This window comes from Aquimarina mytili (assembly GCF_016735115.1).
Lineage (GTDB): Bacteria > Bacteroidota > Bacteroidia > Flavobacteriales > Flavobacteriaceae > Aquimarina > Aquimarina mytili.
The window spans coordinates 766,321-788,436 of record NZ_JAERQJ010000003.1 but is presented as its reverse complement, the minus strand read 5'-3'; the positions used below and the strand labels follow the sequence as shown (position 1 = coordinate 788,436).

At 34.5% G+C, this 22,116-nt stretch carries 24 protein-coding genes; 16 read left to right on the top strand and 8 right to left on the bottom strand.

Annotated features, from left to right (window positions below; translation table 11 throughout):
* Window positions 1–10: 10 nt before the first annotated feature.
* The 3 genes from JJQ60_RS10770 to JJQ60_RS10760 form a co-directional block, all read right to left on the bottom strand.
* Entirely contained in the window at window positions 11–916 is a 906-nt protein-coding gene (locus JJQ60_RS10770) for a hypothetical protein (protein ID WP_201919520.1), read from the bottom strand.
* A gap of 139 nt (window positions 917–1,055) precedes the next feature.
* On the bottom strand, window positions 1,056–1,523 hold the full coding sequence (locus JJQ60_RS10765) for a CYTH domain-containing protein (RefSeq protein ID WP_201919519.1): 468 nt from the start codon (window positions 1,521–1,523) through the stop codon (window positions 1,056–1,058).
* Between the two features lie 26 nt (window positions 1,524–1,549).
* A complete protein-coding gene (locus JJQ60_RS10760; protein ID WP_201919517.1) occupies window positions 1,550–2,212 on the bottom strand; it encodes an NAD(P)H-binding protein in 663 nt (220 codons plus the stop codon).
* 89 nt (window positions 2,213–2,301) lie between these two features.
* Here JJQ60_RS10760 and dinB point away from each other — a divergent pair, with 89 nt between their 5' ends.
* On the top strand, window positions 2,302–3,408 hold the full coding sequence (dinB, locus tag JJQ60_RS10755; RefSeq protein ID WP_201919515.1) for a DNA polymerase IV: 1,107 nt from the start codon (window positions 2,302–2,304) through the stop codon (window positions 3,406–3,408).
* Window positions 3,409–3,513: 105 nt separating this feature from the next.
* On the opposite strand, the gene JJQ60_RS10750 is transcribed toward dinB, so the two are convergent.
* The gene (locus tag JJQ60_RS10750; protein ID WP_201919513.1) at window positions 3,514–4,659 is read right to left on the bottom strand and encodes a methionine aminotransferase; all 1,146 of its coding nucleotides are present in this window, start codon (window positions 4,657–4,659) and stop codon (window positions 3,514–3,516) included.
* A gap of 206 nt (window positions 4,660–4,865) precedes the next feature.
* On the opposite strand from JJQ60_RS10750, the gene JJQ60_RS10745 reads away from it, so the two are divergent.
* From JJQ60_RS10745 to JJQ60_RS10680, 14 genes are all read left to right on the top strand, one after another.
* Window positions 4,866–5,525 (top strand): succinate dehydrogenase cytochrome b subunit, encoded by a 660-nt coding sequence (locus tag JJQ60_RS10745; protein WP_201919511.1) that lies wholly within the window; start codon window positions 4,866–4,868, stop codon window positions 5,523–5,525.
* A gap of 11 nt (window positions 5,526–5,536) precedes the next feature.
* The gene (locus JJQ60_RS10740; protein WP_201919509.1) at window positions 5,537–7,552 is read left to right on the top strand and encodes a fumarate reductase/succinate dehydrogenase flavoprotein subunit; all 2,016 of its coding nucleotides are present in this window, start codon (window positions 5,537–5,539) and stop codon (window positions 7,550–7,552) included.
* A gap of 6 nt (window positions 7,553–7,558) precedes the next feature.
* Window positions 7,559–8,305 carry a succinate dehydrogenase/fumarate reductase iron-sulfur subunit gene (locus JJQ60_RS10735; RefSeq protein ID WP_201919507.1) on the top strand — a complete coding sequence of 249 codons (747 nt, stop codon included), beginning with the start codon at window positions 7,559–7,561 and terminating at the stop codon, window positions 8,303–8,305.
* Window positions 8,306–8,407: 102 nt separating this feature from the next.
* A complete protein-coding gene (locus JJQ60_RS10730; RefSeq protein ID WP_201919505.1) occupies window positions 8,408–9,238 on the top strand; it encodes a cyclase family protein in 831 nt (276 codons plus the stop codon).
* Window positions 9,239–9,321: 83 nt separating this feature from the next.
* The gene (locus JJQ60_RS10725; protein ID WP_201919503.1) at window positions 9,322–10,173 is read left to right on the top strand and encodes an ABC transporter ATP-binding protein; all 852 of its coding nucleotides are present in this window, start codon (window positions 9,322–9,324) and stop codon (window positions 10,171–10,173) included.
* A complete protein-coding gene (locus tag JJQ60_RS10720) occupies window positions 10,163–10,912 on the top strand; it encodes a hypothetical protein (protein WP_201919502.1) in 750 nt (249 codons plus the stop codon). The genes JJQ60_RS10725 and JJQ60_RS10720 overlap by 11 nt, the downstream gene beginning before the upstream one ends.
* A gap of 2 nt (window positions 10,913–10,914) precedes the next feature.
* Entirely contained in the window at window positions 10,915–11,295 is a 381-nt protein-coding gene (locus JJQ60_RS10715; RefSeq protein WP_201919500.1) for a GntR family transcriptional regulator, read from the top strand.
* A complete protein-coding gene (locus JJQ60_RS10710) occupies window positions 11,282–11,830 on the top strand; it encodes a GIN domain-containing protein (RefSeq protein ID WP_201919498.1) in 549 nt (182 codons plus the stop codon). The genes JJQ60_RS10715 and JJQ60_RS10710 overlap by 14 nt, the downstream gene beginning before the upstream one ends.
* Window positions 11,831–11,913: 83 nt before the next feature.
* Complete coding sequence (locus tag JJQ60_RS10705; protein ID WP_201919496.1) at window positions 11,914–12,366, top strand: hypothetical protein; 453 nt, start codon at window positions 11,914–11,916, stop codon at window positions 12,364–12,366.
* Between the two features lie 115 nt (window positions 12,367–12,481).
* Window positions 12,482–13,168, top strand: a complete 687-nt coding sequence (locus JJQ60_RS10700; RefSeq protein WP_201919494.1) for a DUF4386 domain-containing protein — start codon at window positions 12,482–12,484, stop codon at window positions 13,166–13,168.
* Window positions 13,169–13,221: 53 nt separating this feature from the next.
* Window positions 13,222–14,055: a DUF2306 domain-containing protein gene (locus JJQ60_RS10695; RefSeq protein WP_201919492.1), complete on the top strand. Its 834-nt coding sequence runs from the start codon at window positions 13,222–13,224 to the stop codon at window positions 14,053–14,055.
* Between the two features lie 25 nt (window positions 14,056–14,080).
* On the top strand, window positions 14,081–15,244 hold the full coding sequence (locus JJQ60_RS10690) for an acyl-CoA dehydrogenase family protein (RefSeq protein WP_201919490.1): 1,164 nt from the start codon (window positions 14,081–14,083) through the stop codon (window positions 15,242–15,244).
* Between the two features lie 4 nt (window positions 15,245–15,248).
* Window positions 15,249–15,950 carry a DUF4386 domain-containing protein gene (locus JJQ60_RS10685; RefSeq protein WP_201919488.1) on the top strand — a complete coding sequence of 234 codons (702 nt, stop codon included), beginning with the start codon at window positions 15,249–15,251 and terminating at the stop codon, window positions 15,948–15,950.
* Window positions 15,951–16,027: 77 nt separating this feature from the next.
* Window positions 16,028–16,693: a DUF4386 domain-containing protein gene (locus JJQ60_RS10680; protein WP_201919486.1), complete on the top strand. Its 666-nt coding sequence runs from the start codon at window positions 16,028–16,030 to the stop codon at window positions 16,691–16,693.
* Window positions 16,694–16,728: 35 nt separating this feature from the next.
* On the opposite strand, the gene JJQ60_RS10675 is transcribed toward JJQ60_RS10680, so the two are convergent.
* On the bottom strand, window positions 16,729–17,544 hold the full coding sequence (locus JJQ60_RS10675) for an NAD-dependent epimerase/dehydratase family protein (RefSeq protein ID WP_201919484.1): 816 nt from the start codon (window positions 17,542–17,544) through the stop codon (window positions 16,729–16,731).
* Window positions 17,537–19,930 carry a M28 family peptidase gene (locus tag JJQ60_RS10670; RefSeq protein WP_201919482.1) on the bottom strand — a complete coding sequence of 798 codons (2,394 nt, stop codon included), beginning with the start codon at window positions 19,928–19,930 and terminating at the stop codon, window positions 17,537–17,539. The genes JJQ60_RS10675 and JJQ60_RS10670 overlap by 8 nt, the downstream gene beginning before the upstream one ends.
* A 222-nt stretch (window positions 19,931–20,152) precedes the next feature.
* Here JJQ60_RS10670 and JJQ60_RS10665 point away from each other — a divergent pair, with 222 nt between their 5' ends.
* Window positions 20,153–20,623, top strand: coding sequence for a CBS domain-containing protein (locus JJQ60_RS10665; protein WP_201919481.1), 471 nt, complete (start codon window positions 20,153–20,155; stop codon window positions 20,621–20,623).
* Between the two features lie 9 nt (window positions 20,624–20,632).
* Here the strand turns inward: JJQ60_RS10665 and JJQ60_RS10660 are convergent, their stop codons facing one another.
* On the bottom strand, window positions 20,633–21,337 hold the full coding sequence (locus JJQ60_RS10660; protein ID WP_201919479.1) for a hypothetical protein: 705 nt from the start codon (window positions 21,335–21,337) through the stop codon (window positions 20,633–20,635).
* 85 nt (window positions 21,338–21,422) lie between these two features.
* Window positions 21,423–21,992, bottom strand: coding sequence for a hypothetical protein (locus JJQ60_RS10655; RefSeq protein WP_201919477.1), 570 nt, complete (start codon window positions 21,990–21,992; stop codon window positions 21,423–21,425).
* Between the last annotated feature and the right edge of the window lie 124 nt (window positions 21,993–22,116).

The window sequence follows — 22,116 nt, the reverse complement described above, 5'->3', positions numbered from 1 at the left end:
GAATGATTGTTTATCGAGCAGTATAAACCAAACCAAAAGAAAAAGCTGATTCTTTGTTATAATTTCGACCATCTAATGTAGTTCCGTACCCAGCAGATACTCCAACATTGTTTTTATATACAGGTACATAAAAATCAAAAGATAGATTTGTATAATCTACCTCGGTTTCCGGAAGGGCGGCAGGGCCCCCAGCTGCACCAAATTCTGGAGAACCTATATCCAATCCAGACATAGAGTCTTGTATATCCAGTTTTGCATGCATATATAGCCACTTGTTGTGGTATCCAACTTTTGCACTGTATGCCATCGCATTAGGAATATCAAAATCACTACTGCTTCTCATACTATAACCTAATTGAACTTCGCTAAATATCTTGAAAGGAGTAGTGTATTGAAAAATGGCTGATCCATTAACGGCTGTAGCTTGATTGCCGAGAGATAATACCCCGGCACCTTGATAGTCGCTAATAGGAAAAGTGACTCCAGAAGCACCTCCAAGAGTAATTTTAGAAGCGTTTTCAAATTTCTTTTCCAAAATCCTTGCTTTTACAAAAAGACCTAAATCCTGTACTCCATCAACTTGAGCCACATTTTGTACAGGGTCTAATTCTCCGGTTTCGCTTTCTACGTTTATATAGGGCAAGGTTGCTGTTGCAGACAACCAATCTAATATCGCATATTGACTATATAAGGATACGATTGAAGATGAAATTTCTCCAAGTCCAGCTGGATTACCTTCAGATAAAGTGGCCCCTCTATAAAATTGATCATAACTTTTAAAAGAATAACTGGAGGCAAAAGTAAATGTGTTTTTTTTAGCATAAAATCCATTAACGGGTACTTGAGCTTTAACACTTAAAAATGGGCAAATAAGTAGCATGATCCCTAGTAGGGATCTTTTAGATTTGTGTAACATATTTTTTCAATTTTGGTTAACAATAAGTGCGCTTAGACGTAGCTATGATATAGTCCTTACTACCAAAATATGTTACATTTTTGTTAAGTGATGATAAGCTGTAGTTAGTAGGAGTGAGAGACTTATTTTGATTACTTTTTTACCATAAGGTATATGGTTTTTTGCTTAGTTGAGAGTTATAATACCTAGAATCACCGGTAACTTCTTTTCCTAACCAATTTGGTTTTAAAAATGGCTCATTTTCGTCACGAAGTTCGATTTCGGCAATAATTAACCCTTGGTTGTCACCAAAAAATTCATCCACTTCGATGGTATGATCGCCCGATTTGATTTCATAACGCATTTTTTCAATACTCCCAGGTTCACATAAAAGTAATAGTTGTTCGGCTTCTTCTACTTCAATAGGTTTTTCCCATTCGAATCGAGAAATACCCGAAGAATTGCTAATCCCTTTTATAGTTATGAAGGCACTATCTCCTTTTATTCTAATTCGAACCGTTCGTTCTGGAGTGGTATTAAGAAACCCTTGTATGATTCTGGTACTTTTTTGAGCTACGTTTTTAAAAGCTTCAGAGCTGACCAGAAATTTGCGTTCTATCTCGATCATTACAAAAATATTGTCGATTTGTTAATCTAGTACTTATTTACAATCTTCTTTATCCTATCAGAGACTATTCTTTTTTCTTCGAAATCATGATTTGCCAGCCAAATCATGGTTGAAACGATCGTTTCGGGATTAATAGTTCGATATTTTTTTAGAGGCCCTATTAATAATGGATTAACAACTTGCATTAGCATTTTAAAAAAATACTCACCAGGCCTTTTTTCTTCTCTTTTTCCACCAATAAGTGATGGTTGCAAGATATGAGTTTTGGGGATATCAAATTCTAAAACCGCTTCTTCCATTTCTCCTTTGGTGCGATTATAAAAGATTGTACTACTTGCATTAGCTCCTAAAGCAGAAATGACTATAAAAACTGGAATTTTATTGGTTTTACATAATCGAGCAGCACTTACTGGGATTCCGTAATCAATCTTGTGATATAAATCTTTATTTGAAGTTTTTGAAGTCGTGGTCCCAATACAGCAAAATACTTCATCTGCCGTAAAGTCGCTGGCAGAATCTCTTAACTCAAGCATATCTATGATATACTCTTCGATTTTAGGATGAGAAATCTGTGCACTTTTTCTAGAAAAAAGCTTGATCTTGTTGTATCGATCATCATTGATCAATTGCTGTACTAAAATCCCTCCTGTTAAACCTGTAGCGCCTAGTATGATTGCAGTTTTTGACATTTTTTGAGATGATTTATTGGTAAAGGTATAAAAGCGGGTTATTACTTTTACGCAAAGAAGCCATAAATTTGTAATCAATTCTCTTTTTTTTGGAAGAATCAACACTACATAGAAAAATCATTCATGTGGATATGGATGCCTTCTACGCTTCAGTAGAGCAAATGGATAACCCAGAACTTAAGGGGAAGCCCCTTGCGGTTGGTGGTGGATCTAAACGTGGTGTTGTAAGTGCCGCTAGTTATGAAGCAAGAGTATTTGGGGTGCGATCTGCGATGCCTGGTTTTACAGCAAGAAAACTATGCCCGGATCTAATATTTGTGCGTCCCAGATTTGATCGCTACAAGGAAATATCTTCTCAAATCCGGAAAATCTTTTTTGATTATACCGATTTGGTAGAACCGCTATCTCTGGATGAAGCCTATCTTGATGTAACCGAGAATAAAAAAGGAAACCCCAGTGCTACGTTAATTGCCCAAGAAATACGACAGCGTATTTTTGATGAGGTAGGGCTTACGGCATCTGCGGGGATATCGATTAATAAGTTTATTGCTAAGGTTGCTAGTGACTACAACAAGCCCAACGGACAAAAAACAGTAGATCCGGAAGAGGTAATCGAATTTCTTGAAGAGTTGGATGTAAAAAAGTTTTATGGTGTAGGCAAAGTGACCCAGGCCAAAATGTACCAAATGGGTATTTATACAGGCAAAGACCTGAAATCTAAATCTGAAGAATTTCTTACTCAAAATTTTGGAAAATCTGGAGGACATTACTATCGCATCGTAAGGGGGATTCATTTAAGTGAGGTAAAACCCAATCGAGAACGCAAATCTTTGGCAGCAGAACGTACATTTAGTGAGAATATAGCTTCAGAGATTTATATGTTGGAGCGCTTAGAAAGTATAGCCGAAGAGCTTCAGAAAAGACTAAAAAGAAGCAAGGTAGCCGGTAGAACAGTTACTTTAAAGATTAAGTACAGTGATTTTTCGGTGCAAACAAGAAGTAAAACACTCCCATACTTTGTAAATGAGGCTTCCATTCTTCTTGAAACTGCAAAAGAACTCTTGTATCAGGATAAAATGAAAAATTCAGTTCGGTTACTTGGGATTTCACTTTCCAATCTAAATACCGGGAAAGAAAAGAAAAAAGAAAAAGAAGAAAATGAGTTTGAACTGATTCAGTTGAAGTTTGATTTTTGAAAATTACTGTTCTCGATACATTTCTCCTAAAGTCGAAGCACTCGAACTGACGTAGTTTTTAGTTGTACTTCTATCAGTTAACAACTATCAGCAATCAATCGGAAATTAGATTCCACACAAAATCTCAGCAGCTTGTTCCAAAGTATCATCCGTTTTGGCAAAACAAAACCGCAATACCTTGTCATCCTGTTGATTTAGATTAAATACCGAAACCGGAATGGATGCTATTTTATGTTCTTTAGTTAACCTTTCGGCGAAAGCGACATCTCTTTCATCAGTAATTTTTGTATAATTTAATAGTTGAAAATAAGTTCCTGCAGCGGGTTTGAAGGTAAAACGAGAATCTTTAATTAACGATAAAAATAGATCTCTTTTTTGTTGATAAAAACCAGGTAATGAGAGGTAGTGTTCTGCGGTTTTAAGATATTCTGCCAAGGCATATTGCATGGGGTGATTGCTGCAAAACACATTAAATTGATGCACTTTTCTGAATTCGGTCATCAATTCCTTAGGTGCTAGGCAGTATCCCATTTTCCATCCCGTAGTATGAAACGTTTTTCCGAACGAAGCTGTTATAAAAGAACGCTCGGCTAACCCTGGAAATTTGGCTACGCTTTGATGTTCTTGTCCATCAAATATAATATGCTCATACACTTCATCGCTTAATACTACGATATTGGTGTTCTTAAGTAGCTTTTCTAATGTAAGCATGTCCTCTTTTGATAACATGGTACCACTGGGGTTGTGTGGCGTGTTAATAATCACCATTTTGGTCTTGTTTGTGATTTTTTGAGCAAAATCTTGCCAATCTACCTTAAAATCTGGTGCTGACAATTGAACTGGAACAATCGTTCCTCCAAATAATTTAATAGAAGGTTCATAAGAATCATAAGCCGGTTTGAATATGATGACCTCATCACCTGGATGTATAAAAGCAGCTATAATCGTGAAAATTGCCTGAGTAGCCCCCGAGGTCACTGTAACCTCGGTATCCGGATGATATTTACTGCCATATAAGGAATTCGTTTTTTCAGCAATAATTTCTCGTAAAGACATTAAACCACGCATAGGAGCATATTGATTATAGCCTTTTTTCATGCCTTGAGTTACCAAATCAATCAATTTTGGATGTACATCAAAATTTGGAAAACCTTGAGAAAGATTTATGGCATCATACTCGTTTGCCATTTTGCTCATTACGGTAAAAATAGTCGTTGAAACCTCTGGAAGCTTAGAATTGATATTTTGCATGGACTAAAATTAGCATATTTATAAAAAAGAAGTGTTTTTTTGTTGAATCTTAAACCGTTATCTCAAACGATTTCGTTTTAAAGATTCAACAAAAGATAAAATGTATTTTAAATTCATTATAAATACCAGATAAACCTACTAAAATCTTGGTAAAAAGGTGTGCGAACCCTATTTTTGTTTCCCAATTAACTAAACATTTTTAAATAATGGGTGGATTGATAAAATCTTCAATAGCTAGAAAAGTAGCGATGGCACTTTCGGGACTTTTCTTGGTTTTCTTCTTATTACAGCACTTTACCATTAACTTTACTTCGATTTTTAGCGCAGATGTTTTTAATGAACTGTCTCATTTTATGGGAACAAACCCTTTGGTTCAGTTTGCATTACAACCGGTACTTATTTTTGGAGTAGTTTTTCACTTTGTGATGGGGTTTGTGTTAGAAATAAAGAACAGAAACGCGCGAGCAGTAAAATATGCAAAGTATAGTGGAGGCGCAAATGCTTCATGGATGTCAAGAAACATGATCTATTCGGGATTAGTGATTCTAGCATTTCTGGGATTACATTTTTACGATTTCTGGATTCCAGAAATGGTTCATAAATATGTAGAATTTGCTCCAGAGGATCCAACACGATATTACCCAGAACTATTACATCGTTTTGAGAGCCCTATAAGAACGGGATTATATGCACTTTCATTTGTGTTTTTGGCATTGCATTTATGGCATGGATTTGCATCCTCATTCCAGTCGGTTGGATTTAATAATAAATATTCTGTAGCAGCAACAAAATTTGCAAAGGCTTTTGCCATTGTAATTCCATTAGGATTTATAGTGATTGCAATAGCTCTACATTTAACTCATTAAAAACCACGAATATGTCAATTTTAGATTCTAAAATACCTGAAGGTCCACTGGCAGATAAGTGGACAAAACATAAAAATACAATTAACCTGGTTAACCCAGCCAATAAACGTAATATTGATGTTATCGTTGTTGGTACTGGATTAGCAGGAGGAAGTGCAGCTGCTACATTAGCTGAACTTGGATATAATGTAAAAACATTTTGTTATCAGGATTCTCCTCGTCGTGCGCATTCGATTGCTGCACAAGGAGGAATCAATGCTGCTAAAAATTATCAAGGAGATGGTGATTCTGATTATCGTTTATTCTATGATACCATAAAAGGAGGAGATTACAGATCCAGAGAAGCTAATGTGTATCGATTAGCTGAGGTTTCTGGAAATATTATTGATCAATGTGTCGCACAAGGAGTACCATTTGCACGTGAGTACGGTGGATTGCTAGATAACCGTTCGTTTGGAGGGGTATTAGTATCACGTACGTTTTATGCAAAAGGACAAACTGGACAACAATTGTTGTTAGGAGCATATTCTGCAATGAACCGCCAGATCAATAGAGGTAAAATAGAAGCGTTTAATCGTCATGAAATGCTGGATTTGGTAAAAGTTGACGGTAAAGCAAGAGGAATTATTGCTCGTAACCTGGTTACAGGAGAGATAGAACGTCACTCTGCTCATGCAGTTGTATTAGCTACCGGAGGATACGGAAATGTATTCTTTTTGAGTACTAATGCTATGGGAAGTAATGTAATGGCAGCGTGGAGAGCGCACCGAAGAGGGGCATTCTTTGCAAACCCTTGTTATACGCAGATTCACCCAACATGTATTCCAGTTTCTGGAGATCATCAGTCCAAGCTGACATTAATGTCAGAATCATTGCGTAATGATGGACGTATTTGGGTTCCTAAAAGAATTGAAGATGCAGAGGCGATACGAGCGGGTAAACTAAAACCAACTCAATTAGCTGAAGAAGAAAGAGATTATTATTTAGAACGTCGTTATCCAGCATTTGGTAACCTTGTACCACGTGATGTGGCATCAAGGGCGGCCAAAGAGCGTTGTGATGCAGGTTTTGGGGTTAATAAAACAGGAGAAGCGGTATATCTTGATTTTGCTTCGGCGATACAACGATATGGAAAAGAAAAAGCATTAACCTCTGGGATGGAAAATCCTTCTAAAGAAGAAATTACGAAGCTAGGAGAAGAGGTAATCGAAAACAAGTATGGTAACCTTTTCCAGATGTATGAGAAAATTGTAGACGAAAATCCATATAAAACACCAATGATGATCTATCCAGCGGTACATTATACAATGGGTGGTCTTTGGGTAGACTATAATCTTCAAACTACGGTTCCTGGTTGTTATGCAGCCGGCGAAGCAAATTTCTCTGACCACGGTGCTAACCGTCTTGGTGCTTCTGCATTAATGCAAGGTCTGGCAGATGGATATTTTGTATTACCGTACACTATTGGAGATTATTTATCTCATGATATTCGTACCGGAAAAATTCCAACAGATACTCCAGAGTTTGATCAGGCAGAAAAAGATGTAAAAGATCGAATCGAGAAATTGATGGGAGGATCAGGAGAGCATTCAGTAGATTATTACCATAAAAAATTAGGTAAAATCATGTGGAACAAGTGTGGAATGTCTCGTAATGAAAAAGAACTTAAGGAAGCTATCGATGAGATTGCCGAGCTAAGACAAGATTTCTGGAAAAACGTAAAAGTTCCTGGTACTGCTAATAGTATGAATCCAGAATTAGAGAAAGCAGGACGTGTAGCAGATTTCTTAGAATTAGGAGAGTTATTTGCCAAAGATGCTTTGCATAGAAATGAATCATGTGGTGGTCATTTTAGAGAAGAGTCTGTTGAACAAGATGGTGAGCAAAAAGGTGAAGCACTTAGAGATGATAAAAACTTTAAGTATGTTGCGGCTTGGGAGTATAAAGGAGAGCCTAAAGATGCTGAGTTACATAAAGAAGAATTAGTCTTCGATAATATAGAGTTAAAAACACGTTCTTATAAATAAAAAGCTATGAATCTTACATTAAAAATATGGCGTCAAAAAGATGCCCAATCACAAGGAAAGATAGTTGATTATCCAATATCTGGAGTTGAAGGTGACATGTCTTTTTTAGAAATGTTAGACGTGTTAAATGAAGAACTAATTACAAAAGGTGAAGAGCCTGTAGTGTTTGATCATGATTGTAGAGAAGGAATTTGCGGAGCTTGTTCGTTACAGATTAATGGAGAACCCCATGGTCCGGATCGTTTAGTAACTACTTGCCAGTTACATATGCGTAAGTTTAATGATGGAGACACGATTTATATCGAACCTTTTAGAGCAAAAGCATTTCCTGTAGTAAAGGATTTGATGGTGGATCGAAGCGCGTTTGATAGAATTCAACATGCGGGAGGATATATCTCTGTCAATACATCTGGTAACACAATAGACGCTAATGCGATTCCTGTAAACAAAGATGATGCTGATGATGCATTTGCTGCAGCAACATGTATTGGATGTGGAGCTTGTGTGGCGGCATGTAAAAATGCCTCTGCTATGTTATTTACTTCGGCAAAAGTTTCTCAATTTGCGTTACTACCACAGGGTCAGGTAGAAGCTACAGATCGTGTTTTGGCAATGGTAAATCAAATGGATGAAGAAGGATTTGGGAACTGTACTAATACAGGAGCTTGTGAAATTGAGTGTCCAAAAGGAATTTCTCTTGAAAATATAGCTCGTATGAATCGTGAATATCTAAAAGCAAGTTTGAAAGGATAGTAAATTTTGAACTATAAATATTGAAAAACCGAAGTAATTTGCTTCGGTTTTTTTATTTTTAATATGGGTTTAAGTATTTGATTAACATTAATATATGAAGTTATGAAGCTTGTTTTGTGTTTTAGTTTGATAGGTCTTTTTATGGTTCTAGGTTGTACCAATACAGCAAATCAATCACCAGAAGTTTCCGAATCAAAACAAAAACAAACCTCACAAAACAAGATAATAGATCTAACTCATGCTTTTTCTGATGAAACAGTATATTGGGTCACTTCAAAAGAGTTTGAGCTGGATACCGTTTATGCCGGTCAAACGGATAAAGGATATTACTACTCTGCTTATAATTTTACCACAGCCGAACATGGAGGTACCCATATCGACGCCCCAATTCATTTTTATAAAAGTGGACAAGCTTTGGATGAAATTCCTTTAGAAAATTTAATGGGAGGTGCTATAAAAATTGATGTTTCTAAGAATGCTATGAATGATCCCGAGTACCAAATAGAGATAAAAGACCTTACAAATTGGGAAAAAATACATGAAACAAAAATTCCAGATAAGAGTATTGTGCTGTTATATACGGGCTTGTCTCAATATTATCCCAATAAGATGAAATATCTTGGTACCGATAAACGAGGAGAAGATGCCATCAAAGATCTTCATTTTCCGGGACTTTCTCCTGAAGCGGCAGAGTGGTTAGTTACAAACCGTGATATTAATGCGATAGGGATTGATACGCCAAGTATAGATTATGGTCAATCGGAATATTTTAAAAGTCATGTGATACTTTTTAGTAAGAACATTCCAGTGTTCGAGAATTTAGCTAATCTTGATAAGTTGCCTCAAAAAAACTTTGAAGTGATTGCATTACCCATGAAAATAAAGGGAGGAAGTGGCGGCCCTTTAAGAATTATTGCTGTTGTAAATAATTGATTTTAAAATAAATAGAATAAAATTTGCATTATTGATTTGACTTAGTTAGTTTTGAAGTGCACTAGATAACTAACACACTAGATATGATAACACTAAACAACCTTAAATTCTACTTCCCCAAAGGAAAACGAGTATTTGATGATGTTACATTGAGTTTTGTAGCAGGAAATATTTATGGTCTTTTTGGTAAAAATGGTGAAGGAAAAAGTACTTTAATGAGGATAATGTCTGGATTACTATTTCCAAAATCGGGGCAATGTCGAGTTTTTGATGAGGACATTTCCAAAAGAACTGTGAGTTGTCTTCAAAATGTTTTTATCGTCCCTGAGGAGTTTGAATTAAACGGATTGAAAATAACAACCTATGAGCAAGTCAATTCTGTTTTTTACCCGAAATTTTCCAAAGATCAGTTTTATGAACTTATAGCAGAATTTGAACTTTCAAAAGATCAAAAGATTTCAACGCTTTCATTTGGACAAAAGAAAAAGGTGTTAATTGCTTTTGGGATAGCTACGAACACCAAACTTCTTTTAATGGATGAACCTACCAATGGACTTGATATTCCATCGAAAAGTCAGTTTAGAAAAATAATGGCTTCTGTTGCTGATGAACAAAGATGTATAGTGATTTCAACGCATCAGGTTAGAGATTTGCATAGCTTAATTAATCATGTGGTCATCCTAAACCAATGTAATATTGCATTTGACTATTCGCTCTCAAAAGTTTCAAATCATTTATGGTTTGGCAAACCCACTCAAGGTCCTCAAGAATCTATTATATATGCCGAGCCCTCTTTTACCGGGAAAAGCGTATTGATTAGAGAAGATAGAGAAGAATCAGAAGTTGATCTTGAATTATTATTTAATGCTGTTTTAAATAATAGCGATGCCATTAATAATGTACTAAAGAATACATATCATGACCATGCAGTTTAGTCTCAAAAGGATAATTAATAGTGTGTACAGAGATGTTACGGTCCTAAGAGGAAGCATCGTAACTGGGTTAAGTATTGCAGCGGGAATTCTTTTTATTGCTTTTTTACTTAATCTTGGTTTTGGAGATCATAGTATAACTGCAGAAGATTATGCTGGAACATCTGGCTTGTTATATGTTTTGTTTGGTGTACTGTTTACATTTTCAATCTTTAAAGAAGTACATGATCAAAAAAAGAACCATCTGTATCTTACTTTGCCTATTTCACCAGTTGAGAGAGTAATTGCTGTTTGGATTACCACATATATTTTATATACAGTAGCCTTTACAATTCTTGGTGTGTTGATAGGGCAAATGGCAATCATCTTTGGAAGTCTGTTTTCTAAAGTCAATCTTCATTTCATTTCTATATTTTCTGAGGAGTATTGGAAAATGATAACGTTTTACCTTTTCGTACAACCCGTATTTTTTTATGGGGCGATTAGATTTGGCAAAAATAGGATGGGTAAAACCGTACTCTCACTGCTACTAGTTTTTCTGGGGATATTGTTCTATAATTTCTTGATATATGGAATGCTTAATCATGATTTTGATGTGTTTTCCGGAGAACAATTGGCTTCAGAAGCATTTAATTTGGCGAAGAAAGATTTTTCAATTACCGGCAGATGGTTATTTATGATCATTTTAGGGCCAGCTATGTTTTTGGCGGGGTATTTTAGAATGATTGAAAAGGAAGTGTAATTATGGATTTTGATAACAGTAAACCAATATATCTACAGATTGTGGATTTCTTTTACGAAAATATCCTGAAAAAAAGATGGAATGGCGATGAGAGAATACCTTCTGTACGAGAAATGGCAATGATGGTTGAAGTAAATCCGAATACAGCAATACGAGCTTTTAATTATCTGCAAGATTTAGAAGTAATTTATAATAAAAGAGGAATAGGATACTTTATCTCGCCAGATGGATATGATAAGGTGCTCGAAGTCAAAAAAAGAGAGTTCATGAAAGAAACTCTTCCTGATGTATTTAAAAAAATGAAGCTCCTCAATATAGAATTTAAAGAGGTAGAAAGCTCTTTTGAGAACTATAAAACTGACGAAGATCATGAAAAAAAGTAACCTCATTGTAATTGTTGCGATTAGTATAATGGCCATTTTCTTTATGGCATTTCAATTTTCAATACATCGTTATGTTCGCAACGGAGCAATAGAGAACATTGATACTAGTGAATTCGTTTCTGAAACGAGAAATGTAAAAAGGTTTAAAAAAATGTCTTTAAACCATGGTATTACAGTGTTTTTTATACAAGATGGTGTAACAGACGTCCAGGTTAAAGCACCTCAAAATTTGATGCCTTACATAAAAACTGAAGTGAAACATGAAAAACTAATCATAGAAAAAACGAAACGTACAAATTCAAATGATAGTATTGTGGTATTTGTTGCGAATAACCTCCTTGATTCACTAAAAGTTAGCTCTGGAGCGTATTTTGAAACTATCGGTCCAGTTTCAGGAAACGACATAAAGCTTCAGTTTAATGACGATAGTAAAGGAAATTTAGCATTGTCATATAAGATTGTCAAATGCAATGTAGATTCAGATGCTAAAGTGAAAATAACAGGGGATTCTAAAGAAATAGATTTCAACCATTAAAAGCATAACAGATGAAAGAATAACACCATCAATCAAAAAACGAACAATCATCATCAATCATCATCAATTAAAAACGAACAGTTATGAATATAAAAACCAGTATTGCCAGAACAATACCTAAAGATATAGCTGAAACTAAAAGAATATCAAAATTTAGGTTATATCTAATGCGTGGATTATATCTACTAACCTTTCTGACTTTGGGATACAGTTCATGGTCAGAAATTATTAGTCCGAGTGAATTATGGGGACCCTATGATGGAGTTGCTTATAGTTTTTGGGCAGCTTATGCAACAATAATGGGCTTAGGGATACGATTTCCTTTGCAAATGTTACCCTTACTGCTATTACAATTGTTTTACAAATCTGTATGGCTGTTGGGAATTTATGTGCCATTATGGTTTACAGGGCAATTGGATTCGACTTTTGAAGGGTTTCTAGAGCCTTTTGCTATTGCTATTCCTATAGATCTTATCGTGATTCCATGGGGGTACGTATTCAGAAACTACATCAAAGACCTTTTCAAGGTAAACTAACTTATCATCAAGATAGTTATAAGCAAACTAAGAATCTGGATACATCCAGGTGTATAATAACAATCAAAGTTTAATCATCAACATGCCCCAAAACCTGGGGTCAAAAACAATAATTATGAATTCAATTAAAAAGACCGGAAGAGTCGTGGGTATACTATTCCTTTTAATGATGTTATCAGGTGCAACGGGGACTTCTATAAGAGGGTTGTCAATGTCACTTGTTGAATCCGAAAACTTTTTGACTACCGTACTCGAAAATTCCTTGCAAATGAAGATCGCAATACTTTTAGATCTAATTGCGGGAGCATTGGGTGTAATTATTTCCATTGTGTTGTTTCCGATTTTAAAACAATACAAAAGAAGTTTAGCATTTTGGTATGTTATTTTATGGGTAATAGGATTTGCAATTACCATTGTAAGCAATATTACACATCTATCTTTAATATCCTTAAGTCAAATTCTTGAAAAGACAGAAATGTTAGGTGTAGAGCATTATAGGACTATAGGAGCTCTAAAAGTAGAAGAATATTATTGGGCACATTTCTTCATTTTAATACTGTTTAGTGTTGGAGCCATATTACTGTATTATGTATTTTTTAAAACAAAGCTAATTCCAAGATTTTTTTCCATTTGGTTTACGATTTCTGCGGCTATAGTTTTTATGGTTTCCTGGTTACAAATTTTTGACTATCGAGTGAGTTTTATGTTTTATGGTCAAAATGGGGTGCATCTCATTGTGCTTACGTTGTGGCTTATAATCAAAGGGTTCGATTCTTCTCATAGTACGCTTCAAAAAGAATAAATAAATTTTCATCATCAATCAAATCAATCATCAATTAAAAAAAACGAACAGATATGAATTCACAAAGCGGTGCAGTAAGCACTACATTACCATCTAGAGAATTGTGGTCAAATAAGATGCTGCATATTTCAGCCCGATTATGGTTTGTAATTACCATTATTGGCCAATGGTTGTTTGCCTATTATATAGCGGTTTTTTATGGAGGAACAGCAATTCAAGGCGATTTTGAAGAATGGACCAGAAGGATGATCCACGGTTTTATAGAAGGAGATTATATGGGAAATGCATTTGTCCTACTTCATATTCTCATGGCATTTATAATTACTTTTGGAGGGCCTTTACAGTTTATTCCTAAACTACAGCAACGTTATCCTCTGTTTCATCGATTAAATGGGAGGGTCTATATTTTAACAGCTTTTATTATAAGCTTAGGAGGGTTGTATATGATTTGGAGCAGACCCAATACTGTAGGAGGGATATATGGCCAAATTGCATTAACTACTAATGCTATTTTTATTATGGGCTGTGCTTCCATAAGTGTTTATTACGCAATAAAACGAAAAATAAGTATTCATCAACGTTGGGCTATGCGTACTTTTTTAACTGTGAGTGGAGTTTGGTTCTTTCGAATCGGATTTGGGTTTTGGATTTTAATTAATGGAGGAGCTCCAGGGAGTAATGAAACGCTCACGGGTCCCTTTGATATGTTTCTATACTTCGCTTGCTTCTTATTACCGCTATTACTTTTTGAAATCTATGTCTTGGCAAAACCAAAAGCAAAAACCATAGGAAAATGGGCCCTATCTGCTGGCTTATTCGTTTTATCTCTCGCAACGGCGGGTGGAATTTTTATGGCCGCTCAAATTTTTTGGCTTCCAAACCTCTAATATTGATCAACTAAAAATAATGAAGATGAAGAATATAATAACCGCCAACGGTCACCCTAAGGCGAAAGATGAGTTAAAACAAGTATGTAAAGTTTTAATTGAAGTAGAAAAGACCAAAGATTATCCAAAATTCTATTCATTTTTAAAAACAACAAAAGTGCCTTTTATTTCTTGTTATGAAAAAGATGTAAGAAAGGTTTATCAAGAGAGTTTTAGGGTTCTGCATAGGATTGGAGAAGTTTCGATTCCAGTGTCAGTAGCATTATCGATGCATTATTATGTATTGGCGTCATTTGCATCATATCCTTTTTCAAAAACAAGTACAGTATATTGGAAAAGAGAAGTACTATTAAATAAAATCAAAAAAGAAGGTTTATTAATTGCTAATACCGGATCTGTAAGAACCTATAAAGATGCTTCGGGCAATACTAAGATAATGGCTAAAAAAGAAAATGATTCATATATCATCAATGGTAAAGCGCCTTTTATGTCTTTAGCTGGGATTGCCGATTATTTGGTGTTTACAGCAGAGTTGTCTGAAGGAAGTAATGCTGTTTTTTTTATTCCTTCAAATAACAATAGTATTGTTTTTGAGGATTCTGTTTTTGGGGATACCATGCAAGGATCATTTACAAAATCGGTAACATTCGAAAACCTAAATGTGCCCAGTTCTAATGTTATTCAATTGGATCAATCTGAACAAGAAAGATGCGAAATCCTGGTATATCAAAGATCCTGGTTTCAGGCTTTGGTTCCAGCGCCATATTTAGGAGCAGCCTATCGTGTTATTTTACAATTGAAAGAGTTTAGTGGTAAAAAAATCAAGAACGGAAAAACACTATCTGAGTCAGAAAGGTTTAGTGATACTGTAGGAGATTTAATGATCAAATATAAAGCAGCATGTCAATTATGTGAACAAGCTGGTGTATTACTAGAAGATTTTAGGGTTAGCAACAAATCTTCGTTAGAAAAATTATTCGAAGCTTCTGTGGTAGCAAAACATTTCTCTACTCATTATGCAGAAGAAATAGTAAATCAAACCAGAAGCTTAATGGGGACACGTTTCTTGACTCCAGGTTCAATAACAAACAAAGTGTATAAAGAAATAGTTTTCGGCGCCTTGCAACCAATGACCGATACAGATATACGCGATTATTTTGGAAAACAATTAATGTATAAAAAAATCTAATTTTATGATTTTAACTAAGAAAAACACAGCTCGACTTGCAGGGTTACTATTTTTAATTCTAATTACTACTGGAATATTCGCCGAATTTTTTGTGAGACAGAAAATTTTTGTAACCGGTGATATTGTAACCACCTCAAAAAACATTATCAATAATGAATGGCTCTTTAGGTTGGGATTTGTAAGTGATTTAGTAATGTCTAGCATGTTCTTTTTCTATGCTTTTCTATTATATCTTGTTTTTAAAAACCTTTATAAGGAAATATCCTTGTTTATGTTGTTTTGCGTCGTGATTTCGGTGGCGATGTACTGCCAAAATATGCTCAATCAATTTTCTGCTTTCGAACTGTTACATGATCCAAACTATTCGAATGCTTTTAGGGCAGAGCAATTACAAGGATTGTCAACATTTTTTTTGAAAATGCATACCAAGGGATACTTTGTAAACCAGATATTTTTTGGGATGTATTTGTTTCCTCTCGGATACATGATTTTTAAGTCGGGAGTGATTCCTAAAGTTATCGGAGCCCTTTTAATGCTAGGGTGTGTTGGGGATTTAATAGACTTTGTAGTGTACTTTATGGACCCTGGTAATGACTCCATCATTTTACAAAACATTACAATACCAGCAGATATTGGAGAGATTTCATTGTGTTTATGGCTTTTGATTATGGGAGTTAGGGATAAGAAGTTACAAGATCAGGAGTAAAACGAAGAAAACCAATGTGTTGCCGTAACAAAATCTAATGTTATTCGTCTTCAAACTGTAAGGTAAATCAATCAAAAATGGACTCGGCCAAAAATACTGCAAGAATCACGGGCTTGATAGGGCTAATCGTATTGATTACAGGATCCTTTGCTTATACCGTAAATTCAAAACTAATAGTCCCTGGAGATGCTATTACCACGGCAGAAAATTTAATCGAAAATGAATCATTATTCCGTTTAGGGATTGTAAGTGGTTTATTTATGGAAATCATATTTATGTTTTATGCATTTCTGCTTTACAGTCTACTCAGGCAAGTAAATAAGAATTATGCGACCATGATGATTATTATAGCCATTATTCCTGTACCTCTTTTTCTACTTAATCAACTTAACTTATTTGCGACCCTTTTATTGGCTGAAGATGGAATGCTCAATCAAATACTTTTTTTTCTTGAACTTTATAAATACGGAGGATTAGTAGTCTCCATATTTTTTGGGCTATGGTTACTTCCTCTAGGCTATTTGGTATATAAATCGGGATATCTTCCTAAAATAATTGGAATAGTATTGATGATTGGATGTTTTGGGTATCTTATTAGTTTTTTTCAGGGATTTCTTTTTCCTGGAAAAGAGAAAACATTATGGACCAATCCTTTTCTTGTGGTTACTCATATTTCTGAAATTTTGTTAATGTTTTGGCTGCTGATTAAGGGTGTAAATGAGGATAGATTTAAAAACACATAGTTAACTTTAATCTATATGAAGTCAATCAAGTATAATTAGACATTTAGATCGTGCAAAAATATATACTCAAAAACATCTTTAATCTTTGCTGAGTCTATTATTTTTCCTTTAGAAGGTGTTTCAAAATCATAATCTGGTTTTGATAGTCCCATTTGTATACAAACATTCTCATAATATTTAGCTTTTTCAGGATGATCTGGATAGGATGCATTAAAAACCTGACCCCAACTATTGGTTTCAATAATTTTTTTGATAATCCCAACGCAATCATCAAGATGAATTAAATTTACTGGGGCTTTGGGGTTTTTAACATTGGTTCTGCGAGATAACATCGTAGCTGGATGTCGGTTTGGCCCAAATAAACCTGCAAAACGTAAAATCGTAGTATTAAACTTTTTCTGGTTTTGCAGTAATTGTTCTACTTGAATTAGCTGTTTTCCAGCATTTGAAGTTGCATTAGGGAGGGTTTCTCCTAAAATCAATGGAAATCCTTCTTGATCTGCAAAAACCGACGTAGAGCTCACAAAAAGCACATTTTGAATGCCTGAATTTTTGATATAGGGGATTAGGTTTTGAATTTTAGCCACAAAGTTACCTTCGGGGTTTCTTCTTAATCCGGGAGGGATGTTGATGATTAATAATTCACTTCCCTTCAAAAAAGAAGTTATATCTCCAACAGGGCCTTGTTCATCAAGTGCAATGAGATGACCATCTATACCTGCACTTTCTAAAACGGCACTCTTATTTTTTGAGGTTGTTGAGCCTTTTATATTATAATTTTCGTTGAGTAAAGCTTTTGCCAATGGAAACCCAAGCCACCCTGTGCCAAGAATGCTAATTTGCTTATTCATTTATGTGTGGAACTTGAGTTAATTCTACTTTTTGAGATGATAAGGTATCTTCCTTTTTTTCTTGATATTCTTGTAAAGCAAAACTTTTCTTGATCATAACAGCATCATTTATTACAAATGGTTTTGGCATCATTTCTTTAGTTCTGGATGGGATCGAAAAATGCTCGTTCTGAAGTAAGTCGTAAGAAGACTCATATAAAATGAGTTTTGGTAAAGAATCTTTATGAAATTGCATTTTTAGTTCCAAAGGCTCATTTTTATTTACGTAATAAGTGAGTAGATTTTGTTTCCATCTTTTTGTAAAAACATTGTATGTGCTACCGTCTGAGTATTCAAAATCTATGGCAGTTTCTCCATTGGCCCGTAAGGCTTCAAAATTAAATAAGGTTTCGGTATACAGATCGATTCTGTGAATATCTCGTTGCGGAGCTATGCATATGTCATAATATCTACTGTTGCCAATAATAGTATCCTTGCTAACATCAAATCTTGGCTGTCTAATACCTTTAATAGGTGCTGAATTGGCATAGGCAAAAGATCTTCCGTATTTGCTATGTAACGCATTGGCATTATAGGTTTCTGCAATGTTTTGGTCGGTATTGATATAGTTTTGAGTCCAGGAATCAAGTGTTTTGTCATATGTCGCCCAAACAGCATTGTCTTGATCAGCGTCTAAAATATATACCAAACTATTAGGTTTTTGTCGCTTTTCTGAGAAATCGGATTTTGCATATGCTAAGATCAGAAAAACAACAGCTAAAAAAAGACCAAAGTTTCCGACCAGGTCTTTTCTTTTGTAAAACCCAACTACCGGAAGTAATACACCAAATAGCAATACTGATAATACAGCAGAAACAAAAAGAATTTTAAGTCCTAAAGCAACAGGAAACATTGCAATAAAGGGTGTAAGAATAAAAATTGAAGGCAATGTAAGGAGTATCATTAACCATGGATTTGGATTCTTTTGTCTGATAAGGACAAATAAAGAAAGCAATCCAAAGAAAACAATGATGATAAAATAACTTGCTCCTTTAAGATAGAAGGCAGATGAAGCACATAATACTAACCACATAAACAATGGGGCGATCATAAGATTAGGAATATTTGTGCCTTTACTTAGCCGTGCATATACTTTAAAACATATTGCAATGGATAATACTATAAAAGTATAAATATATAAATGCCCGTTGTATGTAAATCCATGTTGGATTTCTTTGTACTCAGGATGTATTAATTTGATAAGCTCCCATAATCCAAAAGTTAGAAACCCAGCTAAGTTTATAGCTATTAAGAAAATTCCGAACCCTTGTAAAACCTCTTTAAAATTAATCTGATACATCGCTTTACCATATACGATAAGGCCAATAAACAAAACAATCGCAATGATTAATAATGCAAATATCCAGCTAAAGGGATATTTAATTAGTTTAAAAACTGGAGCATTAAAATAAATATAATCCTGATCAGATTTTAAACTATTAATATTTGATTCTGAAAAATAGGAGAGAAGCGGCATTAAATAACTTCCTTGATGTTGAAGGGTAATAAGGTCCAAATTTTGCCAGGTATCATTAGCCGTATGATAATCATAATGATCATCAATAAATGCAAAGTTAAATCCTTCAATATCCCCTTGTTCTCTCAATACCGTAAGATCGGTATCATTAGGTAACATTTTATAAATACTATATGCTAAAGAGTTCGTTGTTGGGTATCGCACTCCAGCTTTAGAAAACTCCTCTATCATTTTTCCATTTTTCCCATTAGTTTCGATAAGCATATAAGAATCTCCACCGCTACCTCTAGCTTCAAAATTAAGGGCAAGTCCAATATTTTTGGCCCAGGGATGCTTTTTTACAAAAAGATCGGCACCGTTTAATCCAAGTTCTTCTCCATCGGTAATACATATGATGATATCATTTTTAGGAATCTTATTTGTGCTTAAATATGCTCTAACACCCTCTAGAATTGTGGCTACCCCACTGGCAGCATCACTAGCTCCATACGAAGAATGTTGAGAGCTATCATAATGAGACATCAACAATAAAGCTTTTCCGTCACCACTTCCTTTGATTTTGGCAAGGATATTTTGTGGTTTGCTCATATTTCCGCCTTTTGGAATCGATATACCTTCTTGTATCTCGGGTTGCAATCCCATCTTTTTTAACGCATTCAGAATATATGTTTTTGTTTCTTCATGTGCAGGACTACCAAGATAATGCGGAGTCTTAGAAATGTTTTTTACATGCTCTAATGCTCTAAGCGTAGAAAATTCCTGATTTGGAGTATCCATATCAGAAATGCTATGAGATTTGCTGCTGTAGAATGTATAAAAGATGAAGAAGAGTAGAATTATGAAAGAAAATAGAGAAGAAAATTTTTGCATATGTGTATTGGTTTAGGTTAAAGGTAAGAAATAAGCCACAACAATTATGTATTTGCTAATCTAAATGATCATTACATACATAAATAGCAACGTGTTCGCTTTCTTAAAACAACTAATTATGAACCTACTAAAAATCACTTGGATATGCCCTAAAGTAGTAATGCTTCTTGAATAAGTTATTGAAAATCACTATATTTAAGATTCACTAAATCACTAAACATTATGGGAATAATCAGTTTTCAAGGAGCGCGCTCTAAAACCAAGAAGCAAGATGAGACTCCGATTAAAGTTTCAGATTATATGACAAAAGACTTGATTACATTTAACCCTAATCAGTCTGTAATGGAGGTAATCGAGACCTTGGTAAAGCACAAAATTTCTGGTGGACCGGTTGTAAATGAACGGAATGAATTATTAGGGATAATTTCTGAAGGAGATTGTATCAAACAATTAAATGAAAGCCGCTATTATAATATGCCTATCGACGATGCTCGAGTAGAAAAATTTATGGTAAAGAATGTGGAGACTATCGATGGGAATATAAATATTTTTGATGCGGCTAATAAATTTTTAGAAACGAAGAGAAGACGCTTTCCAATCGTTGAAGATGGAAAACTGGTAGGCCAAATTAGTCAAAAAGATGTGATGAAAGCCGCATTAAAACTAAACAGCCAGCATTGGCGAGATTTGTAAAATATAAGTTTAGTTTGTATCCATTACTTCAGGATCATTAGTAATTAAAAGTTTATTCGCTTTGTTACCAGATATGCATAGATTTTTGGAAGAGTACTGATCAAGCTTATGATCAGACTCTATCCAATGTGCCATGCCTGCCACAGCTATTTTTTCACCTATTTCTATAACACTTTCATAATAGGCCATAGATTTACTGAGGCCAAAAAATGTGCTTTTCATACCTTTAGAGTTGAGATAGGTTTGTAAATTATCCGAAGCACCGTTCCATATATCTGATGTAAACTTCCTATCTTTTTTTAAATGAACCATTCTTGAATCTTCTAATGACGTAGTCTTTACAATAGCTTTAGATTCCAAAGATTCAATACTAAAATTTATGCATTTTTCTTCATCTATAATTACGTTCGTATTTCGGTTATTAACACCACTTTCTCCAACTTGTTCAACAGTTATTTGATAATATACGCATCTTCTTTTACTTAAAGGAGCAATTAAAGGTTCGTCAATAGGGTTTGTGTTTCCTATAACTTTTATATATTCATTTTCTTTAGCAAGTAAAATATTTTTTTCTGGAATTTTTCTAAACGTGCGACGAATAATACTTCTTTTTTGTTTATAGATGAACATTGCAATACACCCTCCTATGATTACAAGAAAAATGATGCCAAAAATAATAGCAGGATAATCTATATTATGTTGTAGAAAAATCATGATTATGTTTAGGGCTGTTTTTTAGTAAAAACAGGTTTAAATCTAATACTAGAAACCAAAATTAGAATAAATATCTTAATTAAAATTAGAATACCCTTGAGTCATTTGTAATTAATAGCTTCTTGTTTTTATCACCTGATATTTGTAAGTTTTTGGAAGAGTACTGATCAAGCTTATGATCAGATTCTATCCAATGTGCTATACCCGCTACAGCTATTTTTTGACCTATTTCTATACAAGCTTCATCATAACGTATGGTATTAACTGTGTTTTTAGTGCTTTTTCCATACGAATTTAGATAGTCTTCAAATTCTTTGCTTGCCGTCATTTTGATATTGGATTGCTGTTTTAGATGTTCTATTAAGTGCACTTTTTTGTGCATTGTGTCTACATCGGCCTTGATTATTGCTTTTTCTCTATAAGATTCAACTATAAAATCTACACATTTTTCTTCTTTTACAATCGTTTTTAAAGCATTTCCTATTCTTTGTGTGATATGCACCTGATAGTAAACACATTTCTTTTTGCCTAGTGGTGAGGTAAGTGTATTTTGATCTAATGTTGAGGCATTACCTATCACCTTAAAATATTCATTTTCTTTTGCTAGCTGAACTCTTTTGTTTTTTAAATCTTTAAAGGCCTTCTTGATCTTCATTTTTGGACTATTAAAGTGTAAAAAACTCACAAACAAAATAAACATCCCCGCAAGCACCAGAAAAGCGTTCATTATATAATAGGGCTCAAAATGGATTAATAACATAGATGCTGTATGCATGATT